The 23,449-nt window shown below is 45.0% G+C and carries 23 protein-coding genes; 2 read left to right on the top strand and 21 right to left on the bottom strand.

Annotated features, from left to right (window positions below; translation table 11 throughout):
* Nucleotides 1-6: 6 nt before the first annotated feature.
* The 5 genes from PGL01S_RS13275 to PGL01S_RS13255 all read right to left on the bottom strand — a co-directional run bounded on the left by PGL01S_RS13275 (nucleotide 7) and on the right by PGL01S_RS13255 (nucleotide 4,892).
* Entirely contained in the window at nucleotides 7-309 is a 303-nt protein-coding gene (locus PGL01S_RS13275) for a putative quinol monooxygenase (protein WP_127495094.1), read from the bottom strand.
* Nucleotides 306-1,304: a helix-turn-helix transcriptional regulator gene (locus PGL01S_RS13270; protein ID WP_127495093.1), complete on the bottom strand. Its 999-nt coding sequence runs from the start codon at nucleotides 1,302-1,304 to the stop codon at nucleotides 306-308. Before PGL01S_RS13270 ends, PGL01S_RS13275 begins: the two co-directional genes overlap by 4 nt.
* 407 nt (nucleotides 1,305-1,711) lie before the next feature.
* Nucleotides 1,712-3,115, bottom strand: coding sequence for an 8-oxoguanine deaminase (locus tag PGL01S_RS13265; RefSeq protein WP_127495092.1), 1,404 nt, complete (start codon nucleotides 3,113-3,115; stop codon nucleotides 1,712-1,714).
* 275 nt (nucleotides 3,116-3,390) lie between these two features.
* Nucleotides 3,391-3,843 (bottom strand): ASCH domain-containing protein, encoded by a 453-nt coding sequence (locus tag PGL01S_RS13260; protein WP_127495091.1) that lies wholly within the window; start codon nucleotides 3,841-3,843, stop codon nucleotides 3,391-3,393.
* Nucleotides 3,844-4,454: 611 nt separating this feature from the next.
* The gene (locus PGL01S_RS13255; protein WP_127495090.1) at nucleotides 4,455-4,892 is read right to left on the bottom strand and encodes a DUF4362 domain-containing protein; all 438 of its coding nucleotides are present in this window, start codon (nucleotides 4,890-4,892) and stop codon (nucleotides 4,455-4,457) included.
* 391 nt (nucleotides 4,893-5,283) lie between these two features.
* Between PGL01S_RS13255 and PGL01S_RS13250 the strand changes: the two genes are divergently transcribed.
* Nucleotides 5,284-5,913, top strand: a complete 630-nt coding sequence (locus PGL01S_RS13250; RefSeq protein ID WP_127495089.1) for a cysteine hydrolase family protein — start codon at nucleotides 5,284-5,286, stop codon at nucleotides 5,911-5,913.
* 299 nt (nucleotides 5,914-6,212) lie between these two features.
* Here the strand turns inward: PGL01S_RS13250 and PGL01S_RS13245 are convergent, their stop codons facing one another.
* Both PGL01S_RS13245 and PGL01S_RS13240 read right to left on the bottom strand, forming a co-directional pair.
* Nucleotides 6,213-7,481, bottom strand: coding sequence for a YbfB/YjiJ family MFS transporter (locus PGL01S_RS13245; RefSeq protein WP_244935581.1), 1,269 nt, complete (start codon nucleotides 7,479-7,481; stop codon nucleotides 6,213-6,215).
* Between the two features lie 6 nt (nucleotides 7,482-7,487).
* Nucleotides 7,488-8,573: a polysaccharide deacetylase family protein gene (locus PGL01S_RS13240; protein ID WP_127495088.1), complete on the bottom strand. Its 1,086-nt coding sequence runs from the start codon at nucleotides 8,571-8,573 to the stop codon at nucleotides 7,488-7,490.
* 126 nt (nucleotides 8,574-8,699) lie between these two features.
* Here PGL01S_RS13240 and PGL01S_RS13235 point away from each other — a divergent pair, with 126 nt between their 5' ends.
* Nucleotides 8,700-9,620, top strand: a complete 921-nt coding sequence (locus tag PGL01S_RS13235) for a LysR family transcriptional regulator (protein ID WP_127495087.1) — start codon at nucleotides 8,700-8,702, stop codon at nucleotides 9,618-9,620.
* On the opposite strand, the gene PGL01S_RS13230 is transcribed toward PGL01S_RS13235, so the two are convergent.
* From PGL01S_RS13230 to PGL01S_RS13160, 14 genes are all read right to left on the bottom strand, one after another.
* Entirely contained in the window at nucleotides 9,576-10,349 is a 774-nt protein-coding gene (locus PGL01S_RS13230; RefSeq protein ID WP_127495086.1) for a nucleotidyltransferase, read from the bottom strand. The two genes, PGL01S_RS13235 and PGL01S_RS13230, sit on opposite strands and share 45 nt — an antisense overlap.
* Nucleotides 10,350-10,563: 214 nt before the next feature.
* Nucleotides 10,564-11,787 (bottom strand): copper amine oxidase N-terminal domain-containing protein, encoded by a 1,224-nt coding sequence (locus PGL01S_RS13225; protein ID WP_127495085.1) that lies wholly within the window; start codon nucleotides 11,785-11,787, stop codon nucleotides 10,564-10,566.
* A 214-nt stretch (nucleotides 11,788-12,001) separates the two neighbouring features.
* Nucleotides 12,002-12,271, bottom strand: coding sequence for a hypothetical protein (locus tag PGL01S_RS13220; RefSeq protein WP_127495084.1), 270 nt, complete (start codon nucleotides 12,269-12,271; stop codon nucleotides 12,002-12,004).
* Between the two features lie 251 nt (nucleotides 12,272-12,522).
* The gene (locus PGL01S_RS13215; protein WP_127495083.1) at nucleotides 12,523-13,191 is read right to left on the bottom strand and encodes a Type 1 glutamine amidotransferase-like domain-containing protein; all 669 of its coding nucleotides are present in this window, start codon (nucleotides 13,189-13,191) and stop codon (nucleotides 12,523-12,525) included.
* A 268-nt stretch (nucleotides 13,192-13,459) separates the two neighbouring features.
* Nucleotides 13,460-14,248, bottom strand: a complete 789-nt coding sequence (locus PGL01S_RS13210; protein WP_127495082.1) for an SDR family NAD(P)-dependent oxidoreductase — start codon at nucleotides 14,246-14,248, stop codon at nucleotides 13,460-13,462.
* Nucleotides 14,249-14,408: 160 nt separating this feature from the next.
* Entirely contained in the window at nucleotides 14,409-14,678 is a 270-nt protein-coding gene (locus PGL01S_RS13205) for a hypothetical protein (RefSeq protein WP_127495081.1), read from the bottom strand.
* A 17-nt stretch (nucleotides 14,679-14,695) separates the two neighbouring features.
* Nucleotides 14,696-15,652, bottom strand: a complete 957-nt coding sequence (locus PGL01S_RS13200) for an NAD-dependent epimerase/dehydratase family protein (protein WP_127495080.1) — start codon at nucleotides 15,650-15,652, stop codon at nucleotides 14,696-14,698.
* Between the two features lie 395 nt (nucleotides 15,653-16,047).
* The gene (locus PGL01S_RS13195; protein ID WP_127495079.1) at nucleotides 16,048-18,960 is read right to left on the bottom strand and encodes an Ig-like domain-containing protein; all 2,913 of its coding nucleotides are present in this window, start codon (nucleotides 18,958-18,960) and stop codon (nucleotides 16,048-16,050) included.
* Nucleotides 18,961-19,517: 557 nt separating this feature from the next.
* On the bottom strand, nucleotides 19,518-19,979 hold the full coding sequence (locus PGL01S_RS13190) for an NUDIX domain-containing protein (RefSeq protein ID WP_280525709.1): 462 nt from the start codon (nucleotides 19,977-19,979) through the stop codon (nucleotides 19,518-19,520).
* A 5-nt stretch (nucleotides 19,980-19,984) separates the two neighbouring features.
* The gene (locus tag PGL01S_RS13185; RefSeq protein ID WP_127495078.1) at nucleotides 19,985-20,215 is read right to left on the bottom strand and encodes a hypothetical protein; all 231 of its coding nucleotides are present in this window, start codon (nucleotides 20,213-20,215) and stop codon (nucleotides 19,985-19,987) included.
* 180 nt (nucleotides 20,216-20,395) lie between these two features.
* Nucleotides 20,396-20,779 carry a DUF302 domain-containing protein gene (locus tag PGL01S_RS13180; RefSeq protein ID WP_127495077.1) on the bottom strand — a complete coding sequence of 128 codons (384 nt, stop codon included), beginning with the start codon at nucleotides 20,777-20,779 and terminating at the stop codon, nucleotides 20,396-20,398.
* Between the two features lie 31 nt (nucleotides 20,780-20,810).
* On the bottom strand, nucleotides 20,811-21,515 hold the full coding sequence (locus PGL01S_RS13175) for a VIT1/CCC1 transporter family protein (RefSeq protein ID WP_244935580.1): 705 nt from the start codon (nucleotides 21,513-21,515) through the stop codon (nucleotides 20,811-20,813).
* A gap of 251 nt (nucleotides 21,516-21,766) precedes the next feature.
* On the bottom strand, nucleotides 21,767-22,333 hold the full coding sequence (locus PGL01S_RS13165) for a hypothetical protein (protein WP_127495074.1): 567 nt from the start codon (nucleotides 22,331-22,333) through the stop codon (nucleotides 21,767-21,769).
* 26 nt (nucleotides 22,334-22,359) lie between these two features.
* Nucleotides 22,360-23,430 (bottom strand): SGNH/GDSL hydrolase family protein, encoded by a 1,071-nt coding sequence (locus tag PGL01S_RS13160; protein WP_127495073.1) that lies wholly within the window; start codon nucleotides 23,428-23,430, stop codon nucleotides 22,360-22,362.
* Nucleotides 23,431-23,449: the final 19 nt, after the last annotated feature.

The raw sequence follows: 23,449 nt of genomic DNA, 5'->3' as shown, positions 1-23,449 counted from the left end.
ATTTAATTAAAATCCTTTGCCTCCGAGCGGCCGTACCTTTACAGCACTGCCTCCTGCGATTAAGTGCCGGCAACGCTCGATTAGCTCCAATACCTTCTCGTTTTGCAAAGACGCGGCATGAAACTCCTTGCTCTCCCATAGCTCCGTGATCCAAAGATCGTTAGGATCGTCTTCAGCCGCATGCAGGATATAATAGATGCAGCCCTCCATGTCGTTCAATGTCGCGCTGGATGCCAGCATCATCTCCGCGAGCTCTTCCCGTTTCCCCTCGTGGGCCGTTAATTTTCCGAACATGGCAAACTTGCTCATCGTACATCTTCCTCTCTTCTTGTGGAATTTGCTAACATTGCTTCGTAATGCGCAAGCATTCGGGAGTTCGCTTGTACCATCTTCCTGATAAGCAGCTCCGACTCAATCTGCAAGGCTGTACTGTACGGCATCAAAAAATAAGGTACATACGTCTGCAACATCGAATGTTCTAACTGGAACACTGCTTCTTCGGGCATACGCTCCACGAGTGCATGGCCGAATAACCAGTGATGACACAACTCGTTCAGAACCTGTTCTTGACCCTTAATCCGAACGGTCTCGAACTTAGCTGATCCGGTTGGATTAGGAAGCAGATTATCGAGCAGATGATCCTTAGCCGAGAAACCCGCCGGACGCTCGAAACGTCCCTCCGTCTTCTGCAATGAGCGAATACGGTCCACTCGAAAATTCCGTAACTCCTTCCGATAACCGCAATTCCCTACCGTATACCAGTTCCCTTTCCAATAGACGATACCATAAGGGTCGAACAGTCGTGGAAGAGGGGCCTCACCCTTGCCCCGGTCATATTGCATTTCCACCGTTCGTCCCTGTCCTGCCGCCGCCTCCAGCATTTGAAGATAGAGTTGGAGTACTCCGTCCGTTCGTGGATAAATGACGGATAAGGCAGTACTATGACTCTTTAGATGATCTAGTTGCTTCTCGTTCGCGTAACACATCATCTTGTCCATCGCTCGGGTTAAATCATCTGAGTAGGGGTACCCAGCCTCCTTAGCAAATATCGAGGCATGGATCAAGGCCTTCTGCTCCTCCATATCGAAGAAGAGCGGGGAATCGGTAAACCGGCTTAGGATGCTATAGCCGCCATTTGGTCCCGAATCCGCAATGATTGGAACCCCGCTGGCGCACAGAGAATCGATACAGCGATAGACGGTCCGCACGTGAATCTCGAGCTCTTTCGCCAACTGCTTAGCGGTCATCCGCTTTCCAGAGCGCAGCATCCAGAGAATCGATAACATATTGTCCGATTTCGTCATCGACTAATCCTTCTTTCCAAGTATGACCAAGCTTTTCTAAACTCAATTTGAGTATAACCCTAAATCACTGACAAATGCAGTCAGTTATTTTAAAATATCCAAAGCGACGATTAGAGGCTATCAGAAGCAACTTTTGCCGTCACTTATGGTAGGGTTCACATCGAATGATCTTGAACTATCATGCCTGTTCGTTCACATACATGAATGCTTTCTCCTCGCTTTTCATATCGGCTTAGCGGGCGAAATAAAAACAGCGTTACCGCTTTTATCCGGAACGCTGTTTTTTGTTTTACATTTTCAATCGAGCTACATACTGGTCTACGTATTTTTTAAATTGTTTGTTTTCAATATAATCTTTGGCTGGTATCTTCAATGTAATGAAAAATTTTGTAATGCTGACTTTCTTCTTATCCTCTATACTTCCTGTAATCGATGCCGAGGCGCAAGGATGCCGAGTTTACGAGCCGGTCCGCGGCAAGTTGAGTGCGGAAAGCGAGCTTCTCTTCATCTACACCAACCAGCATGCCGTTTTCCACAACGACACGTCCGCCTACGATCGTCATATCGGCCTGAGTAGCCCCGACCGTTAGCGGAAGCGCTGCGTCATCAAACAATGCTCCTGCAAAACCTAATTTGCGCGAGTCCAACATGAACAGATCCGCAGCTTTTCCGACCTCAAGCGATCCGATACTGCTCTCCCAGCCCAATACGCGAGCTGAACCTCGTGTAGCGATCGACAAAGTCTCGTTTGTCGTTAATCCTCGCTCTTGAAGCTCATGCTTGTGGAGAAGATACGCCATCCGTAAATCCCACAGCATATTGGAGGCATCGTTTGATGCGGAACCGTCGACGCCAAGTCCCACTTTCACGCCTGCGTCCAGCAGCTTGCGGATCGGAATTGCGCCGGAGGACAACTTCATGTTGCTCGATGGGCAATGTGCTACACCGCAGCCGCAAGCCCCCATTTTATGTATTTCGCTATCGTTAAACCAAATGCCATGGGCATACCAAACATCGTCACCGACCCATCCTGTCTGTTCCATGTATTCGAGCGGACGAACGCCTAGTCTTTCCAGACAGAACTGTTCTTCGTCCATCGTCTCCGCTAGGTGGGTATGCATCCGAACGCCGTAACTGCGGGCAAGAGCAGAAGATTCCTTCAGCAAATCCCGGGACACGGAGAATGGCGAGCATGGCGCGACGCCAACACGCAGCATCGAGAACCGGTCCGCGTTATGATATTTTTCGATGACACGCTGGGTATCACGCAATATAACCGATTCGGTCTGAGTCACTTCATCCGGAGGGAGTCCGCCATTGGACCGCCCTAAACTCATGGAGCCTCTAGTCGGGAAGAAACGGATGCCAAGCTCGGAAGCCGCACGGATCTCTTCATCGATTAAATATTCGGAGACACCGTTCGGAAATACGTAGAAATGATCCGACGAAGTTGTACAGCCGCTCTTGAGCAGCTCGCCAAGACCGGTCATGGCACTTAGGTAGACGTCTTCGGGCTCCAAATGCCGCCAAATTTCATACAAGGTGAGCAGCCAGTCAAATAACGAGCAATCCTGTGCTAGCGGGATGTTGCGCGTAAGCGTTTGGTACAGGTGATGATGGGTATTGATCAGACCCGGATAAACAATTTTGTGCGTAGCATCGATTACGCGGTCAGCCGTTTCGTAAGGCAGGTTTTCCCCGATGGCTATAATTTCTTGACCCTCAATATACATATCTCCATTGCGAATCACTCGATTCTCGCCATCCATCGTTACAATGCTCCGGGCATTTCGGATCAGAAGAGTACTCATCGGAACACCGCCCGTTCAACGATAGGATTCTCTATTTGAACAATATTAGAAATGCTTGTGCGCCTCATACTTGTATGGTTCATTTCCATTCCCCCTTGTCTGAATAGCCCTATTGTAAACGAACTGGACAAGTAAAGCTGTGGATGAGAGGAAGGATTGTGTCTTATACCTAAAAAACCCCCAATCGTTTGTGGACCATGCTTATGACGCAGCCATTCCAATAAAAAAGAGCCATCCCACACGGGACAGCTCTCTAAACAAATCTAATTAATTGTTTACATAGGTCGTATCAGCAACTCTTCGTCTATCGGATATTCCCATAGTCCCAGTTTTCCCTTCGCTGGAATATAGGGCTTCAGCAGACGGAAACCCGCTATTTCCCACGCAAAATAACCTGGACTGTAATCGCCTAACAGGAAGTCCTCACCCGTCACAACCTCCCCGCAATCCAGAATCGCTGACGTATCATTAGCGTCGATGACTTGATAACAATTTGTAAGCTCGCAAGTTGCAAGGATAACCCCCGTAGGGAGGTTTTGTTCCGTATAGCCATACTTGGCGAGTAAAGAACGTATGGGTTCATATTTGCAAGCCTGCTTATCGACTTTCTTGCTTGCATGAATGGCCAACGGTCCGCGATACCGGGTCTTCCAGGATCTTGTTTCATAGAGAGTCTCGCCTTGGACAAGCAGAGTCGCCCATGGTTGAATCATGGATAATACTTTCATTCCTCTACGCTCCATTACTGTTCATAATGAATTACTATTCCCAAACATTCCCGAGACTTTTCATACCCGTATAAAAAAGACGCAATACCATGACGCTCGATTGTAAATTGGTTATCCGCGTTACTCAGCCGATTATATGAATGAAAACAGCAGCTGATCTAAAACGATCGCTGCTGTTTTTTTATTAAGCTATCGTCTCCCGTTGCTACAACGGTCAGCCCGCTAGTTGAACGTAAGCAAGCATTGATTTCTTAACGCACACACTTCGCTCAAATAATTAACTTATCTTTAAACCTTCAATGAATTCTTCCAGTTGTTGTTTTAACTGCGAATCGGCTGGGTTCTGTGCTAAGCGCCCGAATAGACTGAATAATTGATCCTGATGGTTAATAATAATGGATTTATTATCTGGAACTAACATCTCTATATATAGCTTATCTCCTCAACACTAATGATAATTGCGGTTTCCTCGTTTTATAATAAAAACGGTCTTCCAGCTATCTTTTTGTTGAACTAAAGTTTCCCGTAATGAACTACCAGGTTGGTTCCCGCAGCGTAAATGTGGTGTTAGCTGATGTTAACGCCCACTGGGAATACCTTCATGTCACTTTTTATTTCTTTGGAAATGCTATATATCCCTTTATATCGTCTTCTAAATAACCCTCGCAATTTGAAACTGAAAAAACTGTACTTGCATACTCCTCTTCTTTATTTAATTTCTTACATTTATATACTTCTATCGCTCCATTACTGTATGCATCTCTAGACATATCATTTATCCATACTATTTCCTTGCCATTTGAATTAATGTTAGTAATAGCTGGTCCACTGTCTATAGTATGCCCTATTATCACTAGGTAATCGCCTTCATGTTCCAGGAATCTCTCATAGAATGTATTAATTCTATTCAAATCAGTTTGATCAAATTTATAAAGAATACTTCTTTGAAGGTAATCATTTTTGTTCGTTACATTCAATCGAAGTGAATAAAAGAGACCAATGCCAAGGATAACAATGACAAATGAAAGTAACCAGATTATCTTCTTCATATTGTCTCTCCTTAGAAGCACGTAAATTAACGTCTTTTTTGCAAACTTCGTAAATCCGTCATACCTAAAGTATTCGCGAAGTGATTACGCTATCCTGCCCGTTACTTCAATGATCAATAAAGAGCAGCGTTAGAGAAGCTCCTGCGCACAGGTTACCCGTCAGCATAATTTCTTAAAACAATTCGTCACAGTTGCACACTAATTTCTATAACAAAGGGAACCAAACAAACTACAAATACATATAGATGCCTATAGAGTTTTTAATGACTTTGTACTTGTTCGATGCAGCTGTCGTGTCAATGCTGAACTTTTTTACAAAACAACTTCTCTATCTTCCCTGAACAGGATACAAACATTTCCGCTAGCTTATGCTGCGAGGGAGGTAAGAAATTTGCCCTTTAAACCACATCCCAATAATACTGCTATTGTAATCACAGACCCACAAAATGATTTTATGAGTCCTGGGGGAAGAGGCTATCATCTGACTAAAGGAACTATTGAACGAAACAATACTATACAAAACCTTGAACTATTAATGAGAACTGCCATGAATAAGGGGTACCAACTTTTCATATCACCACATTATTTATACCCTCATGATTATGAGTGGCAATTTACAGGAAATGAACAAAAGATGCTATTAGGTCTTAGAATGTATCAAGTGACAAATACGTACACACCACCGTCATTTGGAGCTGATTTTGTTCAATCTTTCAAACCATATATTTTTGATAGAAGAACCGTCATTGCAACTCCTCACAAGGTTGCCAGCCCACAAACAAATGACTTGGAATATCAGTTACGACAACATAGAAAAGAGAAGATCATTATTGCAGGAGTGCTTTCCAACGTTTGTGTAGAGTCACATATGAGGCATCTAATTGAAACTGGTTTTGAAACAGCTGTTGTATACGATGCCACCGCAACAATTAGTGAAGAGGATTTTCAAGCTGCCTTTACCAATTATAAAGCATTTGCCAGTGCTACTTGGACGACTCAGGAGGCTATTTCAAACTTATAAATCATTATCCCATGGTAATTTCTTATACAATTTATCCGAACTGTCTCCAAGTGGTTGCTTGGTCAGAATAAGGGCTTGGAATAACGGATGAATTTAGACAGCATAGCACAACCCCCTCCAATCTGTTCGGAGGGGTTATTCTTGCTTTTCACAAACATAAAGTAGCCCAAACTCCGTGCTTCGAAATGTTCGTTAGCTGGTACAGAACCTTGCGACGGAACAAGGGTTCCAGGACGTCATCGTTGGCATGGATAACGTAGAGAAGCTGCCGACCAGCGCCAGCAGCTTCTCTAAGTTATTTATTCAACTAACGATTCTGCCTTTGGAACAGCATCATTCAAAGTCTTTCGTTGCTGTTGTCCATATAAACCTGCCAGCGCAGCGGCAATTGCCATAAAGATGGAACTGGATGCCACGCCAAATTGCAAGCCGTATCGTTCGACCACCATGCCTCCAAGGACGGGACCGGTAATCTGCCCGGCTGCAAAAAAAGCAGTCGCTATACTAAGACATGCCGCATAGGCCTGGTGAGGAACATGACGGCGAAGAAGCGCTGTTGTCATTAACGGCGGAGTAATAAAGGAAACCAGTCCAATTATAGAAGCTCCAAGCACAGTAAATAACAGATTATTAGTGACTACCCCACTCACACCAATCGTCCCGAGCATTAATCCCGAAGCAAGGGTATACCCGCTTGGCCACCGGTCAATGGCTTTGCCTCCAATCCATCCGTTAAACAAACCGGCAAAGCCGATTAAGGACCATATTAACCCGGCATTGAAGGACGGAATGCCTTTGGTCACCAGATAGGGAATCAGATAAGTGAAATAGATGATGTAGCCTGCGCCGAAGAAGAAATAAGAAGCAATTAGGAACAAGAGCCTCTTCGGGTTTAGCAGGAGACGATACGCTTTTTCGATATCTTTGTCCCCTGACTTCCATTCGGGCTGTGAGGGTAGTTTGCCGGCTCCCCTGTTTCTGGTAACGAACTCGAAACCGAGCGCTGCAATTAACCCGAATACGCCCATAATCACCCAAGCATACCGCCATCCCTGAAGATGTAAAGGATCTATCGTAAAGGGGGCGAATAAACCCGTCACTAGAATGCCGGCAGATCCGCCCAGCCATATAAGTCCAGATGCCACTCCTCGCTGTGCCGGTCGAACGGCATCCATTGCAATGGAAAGGACTAATACGGTAGCGAGGGCCGACAACCATCCAATGGCGAACCGCCAAAGCCCAAGCTCTATGAAATGATAACTAAATGCCGAGCCGATCAAAGTCAATCCCAGCAATAAGCACGTTATCCGGTTAATTAGATATTTACGGTCTGGGAACCGCGAGAGCAAAGGAGAAAGACATAAGGTGCCAGCCAAATAACCGACAAAGTTGACCGTGCCTAATACTCCTAATTGTCCGTAGCTCCCCCCGAGCTCCCTCTGGATCCCGGGCAAGAACATGCCGTAGGAGAGTCGGGAAAAACCGAGTATGACGACAAACAAACAAGATGCCCATAAAGTAATCCAATTAAATGCAGACTTTGTCCCCATATCCCTATCTTCCTTCACAAGCGGTTATCCTTCTTGCAAAACAATTTCCGCTTCAAAGCCCAGCTGTTCACACAGCTTGTGAATACGGCGCATGTCCTGTGTACTGGATATCCATTCGCAGCCTAAGGTTAATGCCTCGTTGGCTGCCCATTGCAGTATATATACCAGGGCATCGGCATGGGCCTCCTTCGTCGCAAAATCCTCCAGCACCAGCGTGTTCCCGCAGACGGATGTACGAACGTATGCCCAATGCTGGTCAGCAAAGCTGCGGGCGACTAAACGGGTATCGTTATCCGACTTAGCATGCAGGGAGAGCTCTTGCAGCCATTTTGTATAGGCGCCGAATCCTGACGGAGCTTTCGGGTTCCCCCATTCCAACGAATCGGCAGCCAGCTTCTGCAATTCCTCTTCCTCAACTACGCGCTTCCACTGCTCACTAGGGAATGAACCTTGCAGAACCGGCTTAAAGCGGACATGCCAGCTGCGTTCGCCTGCATGAATGCCAGCTGCTTGAAGCAGCTCTGATACTGGAACCACATCAAGGCCTTTGGCTTGAGTATGGTGTAAAAGCGATTTAACGGCCTGCGGCGTTTCTTTGGCGATTTCGTTGGCATGAAACATTAAGATGGACCCATTGATCAGCTCAGGGATTACCCGTTCCACAAGCTGTGCGCTTGGCGGTCCCGACCAGTCGACCGTATCCTCTCCCTCGACAAGCAGATAGTTCCACTCCCGAAGCCAAGCCAAATTGTCCTCCCGATAAGAGGCATACGGAAAACGCATGAAGCTCGGAACCGGCCTTCCCGTTGCTTCTTGATAAGCGAGTTCAGCGAGCTTCAGCTCTTCGAAGAATACGGCTCTGGACACATCTGCCATTCTGCGGTGATGGTAGGTATGCGTCGTGAGTTCATGACCTCTAGCTATCATTTCCCTTGCTTTCGCTGGATATCGATCCAACCACTCACCCGTTAAAAAAAACGTCCCTCTTGCACCTCCCTGCTCCAAGGCGTCCAGCCATGCGTCTATAGAAATACGCATCGGACCATCATCAAACGTAAAGGCACAGAGAGAAACCTGTGGATTACCGCTAGTAATTACCAAGTTCGTCATCATAGCTCCTCCTTCATGGTATCCTTCCAAGAACACCGTTGAATCTATTGTAAAATCCCGGTAATGTTTTGTAAAATTGAATAATATGAATGAATCATTCGAAAATAACAAACAAAGGTGATGACAATGGATTTTCGAGCTTTAAAGACCTTCGAGGCTTGCGTGCGTCTTGGGCATTTCCTGAAAGCGGCTGAGGAGCTCCAATATGCCCCGTCTACGGTAACCCTGCAGATCCAGCGTCTCGAAGATGATCTGGGCGTCTCTTTATTCGTACGCGACGGCAAACGCATGATCGTGACGGAAGCCGGCCGATGGCTTCATCACGAGGCATCCGCTTTATTGAAGTCGATCGGAGCAATGAGACAGACCGTCTCGGATATTGCTTCAGGAGATAGCGGATCGGTGCGTTTTGCCGCGATCGAGCCCGTTGCGAGCCAGCAGCTGGCTGCCGTTATAGCAGACTTTTGCAAAGCTCGACCCAATGTGGAGTTATCCATGGAAGTGAGCGGTAGCAGGTCGATTGGGGAAAGAGTACGGTCAGGCGAACTGGAATTCGGCGTCTGCTCGGTTCCGCCTGTGAAGCTTATGCTGGAGTTTGAGCCGCTGTTCGAGGAAAGATTAGGGGTCATGTTAAACCGGAATCACCCGTTGGCCCAGCAAGACAGCATTACGGTGAGAGATCTCGCCGGGCAAACCATTCTGGTGAAAGAACCAACCTGTGTCTATCGGGAGCTTTGGGAAAAGGCGTTTAATCCCACTGGGCACTCTTGCAGGGAGGTTGGAAGTTTCTATGTCATTCAGCAAATGGTTAAGGCAGAATTCGGCATCGGAATCGTTCCGATATACAGCGGTCTGGAACAGGAAGGTTCCTTGGTTATAAGACCTATAGCCGATCTGAATCCAGTCATCACAATAGGTATCGCATATAAGGAAAAAAACTTCCTGGGCAAAGCGGCATTATTGTTAATGGAAGCAATTAGGACATCCGTGGCCCCAGTCCTGCTACAGATCCCCGGTGAAGGTTCTGGAAGCAGCCATTGCATTTAAGGCGTTCTCGAAATAGCTAAATACTTCATCCGCAATTCCCAGAAACTCTTCAACAAGTACATCACTATCTAAGTAACAAGCATACAGATAATCAACTAAAGCGGAGTCAATCTCACAATAGTTTAATATGGCGTTTTTCATTTTAACCATGTCATCTTGCCACACACCTGTATCTTCTAAAACCAAAGAGTATAATGCACGAATTAATCTCTTAGAGTACCCTTTAATATATCTAGTTTTCATTGTGTTATCACTAGCATTAGAAAGTGAAACACGTACACGGTCTACTTCCTCCTTGGTCTCTGTATTTAAGTCTAAAATGAACTCTGGAGAAATAATTATCGGTGGTACTTGTTCACCAACGTCATGACCATATATGCAAACACAAATTATCTTAATCCAAAAACCCCACTCATTTGGTTTGCTTAATACATCGTCAATCGAGCAAATTATCGTATCAATCTTAGTTAGTAATGGATATTCTTCCAACAGCCTGTCTTTAATATTTGTCAATCTTTCGTAATCAATATCGTTGGGATTTTCACATACAATAGTAAAGTCTGCATCTGACTTAAAAGGTATAGCAGTTCCCTTTGGAATCGAGCCACACATATAAATGCTATGAAACTTACCTTTAAATTCAGTAAGGATATTATGTATGTACTTATCAACAAACTCCTTATATTCACTTTGTATTACAATTCTATTTATAACTTTTTCTAATATCATATAGACTCCTCCTAAATTAATTATTGAATCAAGCGACTCTTCCGAGATATTTCTTATTCGTGATAAAACACGATATCCCTACCACATATTGGAACTATCCTACCTGTTAGTGCAAAGAGGCTGCCGATCATGCCGGCAGCCTCTTCCTGGTCGTTTATTTAACTATCGTTCATCGAGCGTAATATCTGCTTGGAGAAACAAACTCTATAACCTCTCAGTCGAATACCGCAATTTCTTCTCGAGTATCGAAATCCTGATCAAGATCAAGCTCGTAATTATAAGTCCATCGTCCATTAGCGTTTTCCATATAAATAAGGGCATCAAATACATCATCACCTTCTGCAACACCTTCTGTCATATCGCTCCAACTAAGAGTCCCTTGGACAACAGCTTCCTTTTTTCCAAGAAAGACGACTCGCTCATTAGATAATTTGTATCTAGCGTCGCTATGTGAGAACGATCCTTTAAGGTTGTCTTTCCATGTTTCTGACCCAATGACTATACCTTCCCATTCTTTAATAAATGAGGGGGCTGTGTAATGAATCGTTTGATCAAGATCTTCTGCATTATACGCTATGTAGTATTTTCTTAAATCAGATAATACGTTATTTTGCTCACTAAAATGGTCCTCTATGATAGCTGCGGCCTTTTGGTCGATATCCTCCGGAAGTTCCAGTTTGTTATAAAACCAGCCATCGTGTGCGATCTTCCATTGTCCTTGTTCATACCGAATGATGAAGACATTCACATTTTCATGTTTCAACTCTTCCGTATTCTTAATATAAGTTACTTGGAGCGTTGCTTCGTCTTTAGCTGTATATTCAATTCGATCTATGCTCAGCTTGGATTCTCGGACGGGGATTTCACTAATGACTTGATTCGCTTCATAGTCATATTCAGGATTTTGGTATCCCAATGTCAAATTATCAGATGTCAGTAATTTGGGAGTAAATGCTTCGAAATACTTCGTTATGAGCTCTTTAATAGCTGCTTCTTGGCCATAACCATATGTCTGTAAGCTTACGGTGAGCCTTTGTTCATCATAATAAATCGAATACTTCGCGATATCTCCAAATTCGCGCAGAGGGATATAAGCTTGTCCTTTAATTTCAAGAATTTCATTGGTTAAATAGTAACTACCAGTGTCGTTATATTCAATAATATCTTCGCCGGTACCGAAACGAATGACTACACCGTTTATGTTTGCAGAGATTATCCCGGTATCAGGATCATAGACGACCTTATAACCCATTTGGTCAGAAAATTTGCGAAAAGGTACGTACATAACACCCGATTTTACAATCGGATTGACACCAGCAATCTGTTTATTATTCACTACCAATTGAATCTGCTTACTTACAGAAGGAGCTCCCTCTACTCTTGGAGTTGATACGACTAAGCTGAGGACTATCATTACACCAATAAGTTTCTTGAACATTGTGACACATCCTATTCAGAGTGAAAATTTCGCTTACTTAGTTTATCGGTTGAAAACTCAATAAAAATAGTAACCGTCATTCCTTTGACTACAGAGTAAAACAAGAATAAACCAAACAAAGCCTCCTCTTTAATATTTAATCATTAAACCCCATCCTGGATATTAAAAGTTCCCCGATAGCCTTAATTTTGGAATGATTTCTTATTTAAGTTTATCAACGACGTGTACCCTTGTATTTTTTCATTAGGTTAAAAACCAAGTAAACAACACTTGTACAGAGCAAGAAAACTCTATCATGTTTGAGATTAAACTCGGTATGACTTCCACTGAAAATATATTCATTGTAAAAGAAATGATTTTCAAGAGTATAAGAACGTCCTGAAGCATCCATAACAATTTTACTACCGTTAAGATCAACTAACATACACGCCAAGATATAAGCGAACAATAGAACCGCTATTACTAATATTTTTTTATATTTCATAAATATCTCTCCTGAAATTTTAGAATATTTCCCCAGTAAACAGACGTTAATTGATTGAATTTGTTGCGTTATCCTGCCCTTTACTTCAACAAAGACCTGCGGCGGATCACTGATCTGCTGCAGGTCTTTGTTTTAAACTGTTGGAATCATCCGGAGATTCACCAAAGTAAGTGTTACTCTCAATACCAAGCTCTTTTAAGTAATCTTTAGCATGAATGATATCTTCTGCTTAATGCCCCATTTCTTTAATACTATGGCGAAAAAAGTTTCCAATGCCCTTCGGAAACAACTTCAACTGCTCCGTCGATCACTTTGATGGCGGTCTGATCATCAATCGCATACCCCGGCCCCTTCATCCCGGCGGACCAGCTCTCTGCAGAGGCCATTGTGTTATGCGGCAGCATCTCGTGATCCAGATGCGGAAACATTGCAAAATCAACCAGTCCCAGTGCTTCATCGCCACCGCTGGGTGGAGTCCAACCAACGAAGAATTCCCCGATGTTAGGTGCCATCACCATACTGACGGCGCTCATTCCCACATATACTGCCCGCAGCGAAGGCAAAAGGTCAGCCAGCCCAGATTGCCGCATCCAGTGGCAGAGGTAGAGGGTGTCTCCGCCCGCCACCAGCAGGACGTCCGTCTCCCGGACCAGCGGCACCCAGCGGTCTTCGCTGATGCTTGGCAGCGCTGTGAGCTCCAGTACGCCGACGGACTTCCAGCCCAGGTTGACCATAGGATTCTCTTCTTTTCCGCTGATGAATTCCCAGGCTTTGACGCCGGGGCCGACCCAGGGGTGTCCGTACATCGCGGTGGGGATGCACAGGGCGTTGGAGTCGGCGATCGGCTTGTCCAGCATGCCAACCAGAGCGTCGTGTATGCTTTTGTTAGTGATGCCTCCAGATGTAAGCAGAAGTTTCATAAATTAACTCCTTTTCTTTGTGTGCGTCTGACGTTAATTCCTTTAGCTTCTCACACGAGGGTGCGGACGTCTAATCTCAATGAGGCCACTGGTCTTACCGGCAGCCTCATCATGGATGTTTGTTGTGGAACTAACGATATATTCTCTTTTCCAACGATCCAATGTGAGAAATCAGTGACTACAAAATAGAAAAACCCTCTACCTGGCTAATTAAAGCCTAGTAGAGGGTGGATAACAATGATGAATTATCGTGCTTCCCCATAGTTGGTTATCCTTTATTGTCCCGGTTGGACAACCATTGCTCAAATTCGACCGCCACGATCCGTTCTCCCGTCACTCCCTCCGCGTCCGGTGAAGCGAGGTAGATAATGGGTGCTGCCATAATTTCCGGCGTGAGGAGACGCGTCTGCGGGCCAAGTTCCTTTCGCAGTCCGTCCGGTATCATACCGGTCACCGTCGCCCCGCCGGGAAGCAGCATATTGACCGCCACGCCGTGTTCCCTTAGGTCTTCTGCCATGATATAAGAGAGCGATTCGGTTGCCGCGCGTGACGGACCGTAAGGCACGAAGCCTTTTCTTTTCATGGTTTCATAATTCATTGAAATGTTGATTATGCGCCCCTTGCCCTGCTCGATCATAAGAGGCGCAAAAGCGCGAGCGACGAGGAAGTAGCCCGTCACGTTGGTGTCGATCAAATTCCGAAAACCTTCCGGCGTTACCTGGTAAAAAGGCTGAGGCTCGGTGAGAAAGCGCGGATTTACTGTCTTCATTCCGATCCCGGCGTTGTTTACCAGCACATCGAGTCCGCCCCATTCGCGGCGGACCCAGCGGGCAGCTTCCTCTGCTGACTGTTCGGATCGCACGTCAAGCGGCAAGGCGTGCGCATCGTATCCTCTTTTTATAAAGCCGGCAACCGCTTGATCTAACTTATCTCCCGCTCTAGAGGATACCGCTACCTTTGCCCCTTCCGCCAGGAGCGCTTCCGCCATCGCATATCCCAAACCGCCGGACGCTCCCGTCACGAACGCCTGAATGCCTTCCAACCTTTTGTTCGTCATGTTACGTCACCCTTCCGTTAATGCGTCTTATATTTACGCGCTCCCTATTTTACCTAAAGTTTAAAAATAACTTGCTCGAAAGACGATATTATTCCCACTCGGGTTATCCCTTAACCGTGTACCGAACAATTCCGGAATCGGCGGTAATGTCGAGCAGCCATTATAACTTGTATAAAGCAGAGAATGAAAATGTCCCCGACCAGAATACACCATCTATCCAATCCTGTATGCCATGAAAATCTACACCTGCATAAGTAGTAGCTACCCATATAACCAGGGCTACGAACATTAAGCCCTTAGCCATTCTCTTACCAAGATTAAATATGTACATGAGAAATACTACTATCAACGCAAGAACTATAAGAAAAACTATATAACCCACGTCAGTTATATTATTAAAACCAGCATGAAAGTAATCATTCCAATTCATGAGCTATTCCTCCAATTTTATTCGATCCGCCCCTTAGATGTTGAGAGTTCCTTCCATTCTTTTACGACATCCTCTATACCTAATTGTATCGTTGGGTACAAATAAGTAAAGCCGGACGCCTTAAGCTTGCTGTTCGAGAAATTTGTATGCGCCGTGGCGTATTCGGTTAACACGGGACCAAGCAGCATCCGGCATAACCAAGTTGACACGTAACGTTTTTTATCCTGTCTATGGAGTGCCTGGGCGCTAAGCGTCGTAATGTCTGCACTTCTGATCGGCTGATCGTCGACCAGTAAATATCGATCCCCTGTCTGGCCTTGCTCCAGCAAGAACAAGAAAGCACGGGCGCAGTCTTCTACGTGAATAGGAGAAAATATTGGATTATGCCCCTTGAGGCCGGTAACCGGCTTGTTCTGAGAGAGTGGCTTCAGGAACAACTGCGGAAACCACGACTTTGCGCCGTACACTTGTCCCGGGAAAGTTATGACGACGGGCATGCCTTTATCCACATAAGCAGAAAGCACGTCGACGGAAGGAGCGATGTAAGGTCCCCATCCTTTCGGCTGCGAGCGGTATGATTCCGTGACCGGCTCATTGTCGCCGCTATCGCCGAAATAGCTGGTGCCTGCCACATATACGAGCTTCTTTAGCTTCTGCGGATTGATGTTGTCGAGCAGACGGACGGTCATTTGATAGTGTCCTTTTTGATAGGCGTTCGCGACTTTTAAAGTTACTTTCTTACCCCAGGTTGGAGGGGCAGCCAAATGAATAACATAATCCGCTTCCGATAGGGCGCCTTGCCAATCGCCATCTGTGAGCAGATCGCCAATAATAGCCCGCACCCCTGTATCTTCAAGCTCTTTTGCCTTTTCTTTGCTTCGTGTCAAGACCGTAACTTGATGACCTTGGCGAAGCGCTACGTTTACCGTGCTGCTTCCTATGTACCCCGTCCCACCTGTGATAAAGATATTCATAAACTTCTCCCTCTCCTGTTAAATATAGTTTATAAAATACCATTTTTTATCTCTTTGGATAGCATATTTCTAAAAGCTGTGCCGCTGGAAGTCTCTTTTCATTTCCATTAAACTCTTGATTTAACCTAGAAAGTTCTTCTGCATTACTTAAAGATGCAGGTCTCGCGTTCACTTTTGACGCTCCTTACGAGCTGACATTATTAAATATATTATACCGCTTGTTGGAACTATCCTGCCGATTTAATAACTCGATCTAATGTCATCATGCCCATCATCACTCTCTAACATTTCAGAGAGGCATATAGCCTCAGATGTTCATTGCTTTTGGTAGATATTCCAAAGAACAAGAAGGGACATAGTTGTAACAACCCAACCATGTCCCATTAGTAGTAGTATTAAGCTTTAACTATCAGATCGATTAAACGAATCAGCATTGATACAGCTTCTGCACGACTTGCTGAATCATTTGGAGCGAACTCAGTAGTTGATATCCCCTTCACGATACCTTGCTCAGCAAACACTTTAATTTGTGTGGATGCCCAGTTGTTATCAATATCCGTAAAAGTGCTTTTCTCAACAGGCTTGAAGTCTGTCAGTCGTGAGAGAACCGTAACGATTTCAGCACGAGTGATTTCTTTATCTGGTTTGAAAGTGCCGTCTCCATAACCAGTTAATACCCCCTGCCCTACCAAAGCCTCAATAGCTTTTGAACCCCAATGGTTCATAGCATCTGGGAAAGTAGTGCTGCTTGAGGACACCAGATTAAATGCTTTAGCTACAATCGTAGCAAACTCTGCACGAGTGATGCTCGCGTCAGGGCGGAAAGAGTTATCCTCGTAACCATCGATAATACCCATGCTAGTAGCTTTTTGAATGGCTTCAGAACTCCATGTAGCTGGTGTTACATCAGTAAACGTTTTAGATGGAGTATCCGAAGCTTTCTTGATCATCTCTTCAAGCTTCGTTTTGTCGAAGTCTACTTTCAGATCAATTGGCTTTTCCACTTGAACCGGAGGTGTGGAAATAACGGTGCCTCCACCAGAACTTGAATTACGGACAGTAATGGACAACTTTTTCTCCAGTTGGCCGCCTTTTGCTATTGTGATTTCAGCAGTACCTGCTGATAATCCTGTAAGTAAACCAGTTGAGGAAACGCCAACGATTGAAAGGTCGGACGAATCTATAGAGACTCTATCTGTCACGTCAGCTGTTGTAGAATCTGCGAATGTACCAATAACCTGTAATTGCAGAGTTTCACCAACCAAAATATTACCTGACGACGGCGATACACTAATGGATACAGGTGGAAGAGGATTTACTGTAACCAAGATATCAGCAGTAAAGCCTTTGAAAGTGCCGTGAACATGAGTGGTGCCAAGACCCACAGGAGTCATTTTACCACCTTCGCTGATGGTTACGACATCCTCATCATCAGAAGTCCATGTAGCTTGAGAAGTTACGTCGTTTGTACTCTCGTCATCGTAAGTAGCAGTTAACGTAAATTGATAGCCTTCACTATCATCTATGGTAGTGCCTAAATCGTCAGTGTTAGCATGTACAGAAACAACTTGAGGTTCAGGTGTGGCTGCTGCTTCTACGGTGAAATGCTGGCTTCCTCTTCCATAGTTAGGAACAGTAGCTGAAATTATTGCTGCGCCTACAGCAATTGCTGTAAGTTCACCATGTTTATCAACGGACAATACCGTATCATTGGTAGATGTCCAAGTCGCATATCGCGACAGATCATAACTAATCGAACCTTCATCAAAGTATGCTTTTGCTTTCAGCTTGAGTGTATTTCCAACCTCAATAGTTGGAACGTCATATGGCTCAATGCCGATATGATCAAAGGCAGGAGGATGTACATCATCATTTACCACCCATACATAATTCCAAATCGGCTCGATTGACTCGTCAGCCTTATATTGAGCAGTAATCTTAGTGATGCCATCTTTTACCCCTGTTAGAAGACCGTCTGCACCAATCGTTGCAACACTTTCATCGTCAATCGTGAATGTGAATGCTGATGGATCTATAAGCTCTTCATGATTATCCGAGAAATGCCCCTTGATTTGTGGTGACACTTGTTTGTCTACTCGAAGTGGATCGTTAGCATCCTCAGTGAAGTATACCGATTCAAGTACAGGTTCAGGCTGCACTACTGGCCCGACATGTACGGGCACATATTTAGACCCGTGGGCGTTAGTGTAAGTTATAACCGCATCACCTAAGCCCATCGCATTTACCGCACCATTGAATACCAATGCCACACTCGCGTTGGAGGAAGTCCAAGTTCCAGTTGTTGTGACATCAACTACCCCTGTAGTCCACATCTCTTGCATGAGAAGAACGCCCAAACCACCGACATTGTCGATTTGGAGGGAGTCTTGGTTAGACACAAAACCTAAGAATGTGCTTGGAGGTGGTGTTATGATAGGAACTACACTTATTTGCACGAAAGAAATCAAACCATTATATGTGCCAGTTATCGTAGTTGAACCCATCACTGAACCAGCCAAAACTGTACCCGTAGAACTTACTGTAGCAACCGCAGGGTTACTGGAAGTCCATGTAGCTGAACCCGTAAGATCAGCTATTGCACTGTCGGAATAAGTTCCTTGAAGATGAACATTAGTTGTACCGCCATAAATCAAGGATTGCGAATCCGCTCTTGCTGTCACACTAGTCAACGTAGGTAAAGCTTGAATAGTGAAATTTGAAACTGGCGATGTAATAAGTCCACTTGGAACCGCTTCCCCTGTGCTGTCAACAATTGATGTTTCATCGTAAGGACGAACAATAATTCCAGTGTCCCCAACTGGCGCATCATCCTTTACATGAAGCTTAAAGGATAAAAATGCCCGCATTACAGGTGTAATAGTCTCATCAGCAGTATTAACCAGTGTGAAAGTCAATTGCGTTTTACCGTTGTCATGACTGATAAGAGTATCCATTAACTGCATACCTTCAGGAACAGCAGGGTTCAATTTTACACCAGACGGTTGATAAAACTGATCATCAGTGGTGTAACCTTCCTCGTCAAATACAGCTGGATCATACTCGACTTGGAAAATCATTTGTGATAGACCGTTTTCGTCAACTGCGGCAATATTAGCTGCATCGACCATAAACTCAGTTGTGGTTCCCTTGTAAATAGGAGCCTCGTCTGGTTGGAGCACACTCAACTGAATTGTAGTTGGTTGTGGTCCTGCAAACGCCGTTCCCGCAAACATTGATGCGACAATTGTAGTTGCTAATGTCACGGATGTCGCGATACGGCGAAACTTCTTAGTTGAACTAAGAATCATTGTTAACCCTCCCGAATTATCTATTTATATTAACACTTAAAGTGATAATAACGAGAGTTATACGGTTATTATCGGCACAAAGTCTCGCATTTTTAATATGTATAGTGACTATAGGATTAATTTTTATTAAGAAATGAAATAGTTGGTGTGAAATTAAACCAAAAGTAGCATAGTAATAGCCAAATGACCTCCCCGCTTCAGCTTCGCTACCATGAGATTATGTAATCCCGCAACTGATGAATTGTACAGTACATGCTATATCCAAAGTAAGCTCCGATCCAATAAAAAAACCTGTCCCTTTAAACGGGACAGGATTACTTTGAAATTAAATATGATCGGCTCAACAATACCACATTTTGGGACATGCTACCTGATTAATCAAGCACAGAAATAGCAGCTGCCGCGGCGGCAAACTTCTCCCTGGAATCACGTCCTCTGCCCTAACCTCAAGTTGCTTATAGTAAAGGTAAAGTGGTAAATAGGTCCCCTATAAAATCACACAAAGAATAGGAGTACTAACTATACAAAATAGAAATTCACCACATCTTTGAAATGAACTATCGTCTCCCGTTAGAGCTTAAAGATCTGTAATCATACGAACTTCTACTAACTGGGATCGTCTTCGTACGAAACCAATCGGCCGCTTGCTGGACCAACGGTGATGAATTTATCGGTGTAATATCATCGATCGAAATCCAGTCATAACCATTGGAGTCTTGTCCTTCGAATTGAACCACGGAATCTCCAATTTTTCCAGCGACAATAATAACTTCATATAAAATCGCAATATGATGCACACACTCAGTAGAGTTATCCTGTAGCGTCCATAACACAGAAAAATCACAAACACCAATATTGTTGAGTTCTTTGACTTTGAATCCTGTTTCTTCGTTAAACTCCCTTTTTAAACCTTGCTCTAAGGACTCCGATACTTCTAGTCGCCCCCCAGGCAAGTCAAATTGCCCGGTGCCCCCTATTTTCGTCTCTGTTGAATTGGCTATCGTCTCCCGATAGGTCAACAAATTTAACGAATAAAACTAATCAAGACTACTGAAGCACCCATTAACACTATTATAGAAAATAAAAAGTAGCCTAGAATTCTTAAAGGACGTGGCATTGAGTGTAAATCGACTTTTTTCAGCGGTCCCCCACCCTCAATATTTTGAATAGAGCGAAGGTTCTCATCGACATAGTTATCGTCAGTGTACAAATATTCCTTTTCGGGATTGGTTTCATGGATGTTGTTCTTGCTCATTTCCAAGTCACCTCTCACATCATTGTATATCCCCCATTTTAATAATACCCAAAACTTCTGTACACAGCATAAAAAAGCCGCAGTTTATGCGACTTTTATTGTATAGATGGTATTGTCATCCTACATATTGGAGATCACTATCGATCAATGACTTTCGGTCTCCCCCAATGAAATCATTAATCAAACACTCTTATCGACACAAGCGGTCAACCGCTTCTCTATATCGGAAGCAATACTCATCAAGGCTTCATTCTCGACCAGCCCAATCAAGGCCGTCGGTTTCGGCATGCCGATCTTAGTTGTTCCATTCTCTACATATACGGCCAATTTGCAAGGGAGAAAGTAACCGATCAGTGCATTCTCAGAAAGCACACGCTTGGCTTCAACCGGATTACAAACCTCTAAAATTTGATAAGACATATCAAATTCGACACCCTTCTCTCGCAGCTTTTCCTGCATATCGAGCTGCCATAGCACACCGAATTTCTCAGCCTTTAGATTTTCCGTCAGTGTCTCGACCGCTTGATCAGGTGTCTTGGTTGTTTCAACCGTATAATGGAACATTAAGTAATCGCCCCCATAACATTTTTGTTTTTCAGGCAATGAGCCTAGCTACCAAAAAGGCTGTGGCAGCGGCCAATCCACCGACTAGTGTTGTTTGAGCAGCACTCTTTAACGGTTTGGAGCCTGTAAATTTACCCTTCACGTATCCGAAGACAAATAACGCTATTAGTGTCGCTACAACAGAAACCATTAGAGCCGTAACGTCGTGATGAATAATCATATATGGAAATAACGGAATGAACCCGCCCACGATATAGGATAATCCGATTGTTATCGAACTATTGCGAGCCCTCTTTGGGTCAGGCTCTTCAAGTCCAAGTTCATGCTTCATCATGAAGGAAATCCAACGCTTCGGATCGCTGCTTATTTGGTTGACGGCCGATTCAACGAGATCTTCTTGAAGCCCCCATTCCCGGAACACCTCGGCTACTTCTTCTCTTTCATAATCAGGAAGTTCGATGATCTCCCGCCGCTCTCTCTCTAGTTCATTCTCATAATGCTCTTGTTCGGTTCGAGCCGCTAGATACCCCCCTAAACCCATCGCTATCGAACCGGCTGCGATCTCTGCCAAGCCAGCAACAACAACAATTTGCGTCCCCGATACGGAACCCGAAAGACCAGCTGCAAGAGCAAAAGGAACCGTCAGTCCATCCGACATACCTATCACGATGTCTCTGATTAGAGCGGTCGCTGTAAAGTGTTTCTCGATATGCTTGTTTTTTTCCGGATGGTTCAAATTGAAAGCCTCCTTGTGCATTTGCAGTTATGAGATACTAATCATTATTTCCTTTCGGAGGGATTTCCATTACGCCATTTATTTGCCTTGGCAAGCACGAGCGAGTAGACACTGGTGACCCTTGCGCGGTATTCATCCTTAGAATGAAGTTGTAATGTGGACTTACAGGTAGTCGCGAACAAAAAGACGCCATCGAGGGAGTCCACTCCTGCCCCGATGGCGTCTTTACTCATGATACGATGCGATTACGATCAAATTTTGGCCAAATACTCGATCGAGGTTACTTGATCGTTTTCGATGACGAACCGTAATTGGGATTTGCCTTGGTCATAGACGTACAAATTCAAGTTGTTGGTGAACTTGTCGCCGTAGGCTTTAATCACGTCGCTTTTCTTGTTGAACAAGGTGACGCCTTCCTTGGTGGCCACCGTATCGTCGAACAGAATGACGGACGCGATATAATCGACGCCGTCCTTCTCGTAGGCATACACGTCGAAGCTGCTGTATTGGTAGATTTTATTGAGTCCCGGGAAAGCGCAGGCTTGCGATTCGAAATAACTTTGCGGTTTTCCGAGTTGCTTCAAGATCGGAGCTGCTTCGGCATGCATCGGAATCGGGATTCCGTTCGCCTCAAACACGTAGCCGTCGCTGCTTGCTTGTTCAGGCGTCCCGGAAGCCTGGGTCGAAGCTGGCGAAGCAGCGGCTCCTTCCGTCTGCGTCAACGCGCTAGGTGACGCAGATCCCTCCTCCGTCATTTTGTTCCCGCAACCGGATAGTACCAATAGGAGGGCAATCAGCCCTATACTTGCTTTTTTCAACGTAAACACTCCTTCATCCATTCTTATCACGTTTCGACTTTATAGCGTTTCAGGTATCCGTATTTGGCGAGCTCGTCCAATTGATCCTGCTTCATCCGATCGTAAAAATCGATTTTCTTTTGCCAGATCCCGCTCCACGTCTCGTCAGAACGATGATCTTGCAGATGGTACGTATCCGCCAGGAATGCTCCGAAGTACGCAGCCAGCTTTTCCGCTCCGTATACGTTCAGATGCAGGCCCGCGTCATAGGTATCCGTCTGCAGGTCGATTCCGGCATCGTCCATGTGCTTCAGAAAATTGATGTAGGTTAAATCGTGGGCCGCAGCGTACTGCTCCATCTGGGTATCCCACTCGTCGTACCAATGCGGGTAGATCGTCGGCGCTTTGACCAATACGAGTTGGATACCATTTTCTTTGCACAACTCCGTCAATCGATCCAAGTAGCTATAGGCGTTGGAACCGAATCGGTAATCGGGCAGCCTCGGAGCTCTCGGAACTCTCCCCGCCGGCTTCACGTCTACTCTCATATAATACCCATTGTGGAATAACTTCTCCTTGCCGAACAAGTTCGTGAAGTCGTCTTTGCTTAATTGATCCCATCTGGAATGAAAACGCAATAAGGGCGCAAGGTAATCGACGAGATGCTCGCTGTTCATCATGGACGCTTGAATGCTCTTCAGCTTGGTTGCCGAGAGTTGCATCCCATCGAGCGTCATGCGGTTATATTCTTCTTTTTGCGGTTCGTTGTACTGCATGGCGAGAACGTTAAAGACGACGACTTTCGGCTTCTCGTATTTCAGCGTCTCTTCCAGCAAATAGTACGACTGCCAGATCAATTGTTGCGCGCTGCCGCGGATATAGCTCGTAATCCCGTATTTCTCCCACAGCGTTACCGGCGAGAAATTCTCGTACACTTCGCAGTCACCGAGAAATATAACGTCGAAATCCTTGCGTTTCTCTTTGTAATATTCGCCGATAAGCGAACCCTCGACGATGCCGGATACGTATTTGGGCATAAGCAGGCGTTGCAGCACATAGAGCGAGCCGAGCAGCAGAACGATCGCGACGGTTCCGATTATAAGCTTCTTCCGTACCAATGTCCCCTCATCCCTCCTT

It is taken from the genome of Paenibacillus glycanilyticus NBRC 16618 (genome assembly GCF_004000805.1).
Taxonomy (GTDB): Bacteria; Bacillota; Bacilli; order Paenibacillales; family Paenibacillaceae; genus Pristimantibacillus; species Pristimantibacillus glycanilyticus.
The sequence above is the reverse complement of the archived record's forward strand: the minus strand, read 5'-3'. Positions and strand labels throughout refer to the sequence as shown.